This is a genomic window from Microcystis sp. M49636_WE2, assembly GCF_030065375.1.
Lineage (GTDB): Bacteria > Cyanobacteriota > Cyanobacteriia > Cyanobacteriales > Microcystaceae > Microcystis > Microcystis aeruginosa_C.
In genome coordinates this window covers 1-1626 of the sequence record NZ_JASJFG010000436.1, presented here as the reverse complement: position 1 = coordinate 1626, position 1626 = coordinate 1, and the positions used below count along the sequence as shown (strand labels likewise).

Annotated in this window: 1 protein-coding gene; it reads right to left on the bottom strand. The window is 36.4% G+C overall.

The genetic code is table 11. The features are described 5' to 3' along the window. The coding region (locus PX484_RS10480; RefSeq protein ID WP_353853226.1) for a type ISP restriction/modification enzyme at positions 1–1626 on the bottom strand (1626 nt) is incomplete at both ends.

Here is a 1626-nt window from a genome sequence, read left to right as displayed (position 1 = left end):
ATCCTTGGGAAGTCTTGACGAATACCGTCGGCATTTTCCCGAAGATACAAGGGAGAGTACCCAATCGCTAATGCGTGCAGCCAAATTAAGGAGGCATTCTCGATATTTTCATCAAGATTATTAATACCCAGTTGATTTAAGTATTGACGAGATTTTTCTGAAAGATTGGCTGTTAGAGTGGTGTCGATAAATTCTTGTGTATTGAATAGTTGCTTTGAATATTTTTGTGTTTTTTGCTTACTTTCGGGTTTAAGTAAAATTGGAAAATGTCTTGCGTGGCCAGATATACAATCATAGTCACAAACTAACTTAGAAAAATAAAATGGAGAACCTTCTGGAGATTTATCCGCAGTATCACGAGTGATAATAAAAGCATTATTATCAGTTTTTTGTTCTAGCAATTTTGGGCTAGGTTCGCTAAACAAAGGCCGCAAGTTTTCTAGATAACACCAACGAATATCGAAAGGTTTAAAAGGATATTTTACGATACAATTTTCATTAAAAATAAATTGTGCTAATATCTTTTTTCTTGCATCTGAGCCAATAATTCTGTTGCCATTCATCATCAAAGAAGGATAAATCTTTTTAATTTCTTCGTCAGCTATTGAATTATCAAAGTAAGCTTTAATTCGTTCTGATAAAAGTTGCTTTTCAACAGAGATAAGTGCAAATCCTCTCCTTTCTACTGGTCCATTAAAAGGCATTATTTTACATAAATCTGTTAACTTTGGCCATGCTAAATAGTGAGAGGAAACATCGGAGGGACGGAAAGAATAACGATTAGATTGTTCTGGGTTAGAGACTTGATACAAAGCATCAAAATCTTGATTATTTAAACTATCTAATAACTGTTCTCGTTTAGCAACTCCCCAGAAATGGCGAAAATAGACATCAACATTTTTATTCCTTACTTCCTTTCTTACCATTAGTCCGATAGTTGTCCCGACTCGAATCCCTTCCTTATTGTATTGAGTAGAAAAAACACTAGGATCTGGATTACCTTCAGGGGTTAACTTTCCCGTTTCGCGACTATCCCCATTGAGACAATCAAACCAAAGACGATCAAATTCTTGTAAAAATCTTTGCCGCATCACCACAAAAGAAGGATCACCGAGATAGGAAAAATTAGAAATATAACAAACAACTCCTTTACCGGCATTTTCTGAAATACATCTTTCTGCTAAACGAAAAAAGCGCACATATAACTCATCCAAATTAAACTTTTTAATCCCCCAATCGGAGATTAAACCCTGTTTATACACTTCCACTAAACCCGCTTCTTCTGCGGGACTGGTTCCAGCAAAAGCATTGTAGGGAGGATTACCGAGAATAACTAAAATCGGTTTACCGCGCTTAACTTCATCAGCTGCTTCTCGTTCCTTATTTAACTCCGGAAAACTTAATTGTAGCTGTTGAATTTTCTGTTTACTTTCCTCATCGGGAGGTTGCCAACCAGTTAAAGCATTAGTGAGATAAATCCCGACTCGTTCACTATCTTCTATTAAAGGTACACCCAAACTTTGCAGGAATAAACCTAATTGTAGATGAGCGACGACAAAAGGAGCGGTTAAAATCTCGAAACCGAAAATTCTTTCTATGGCTGCTTTTTTCACCAAAGCCATGGCT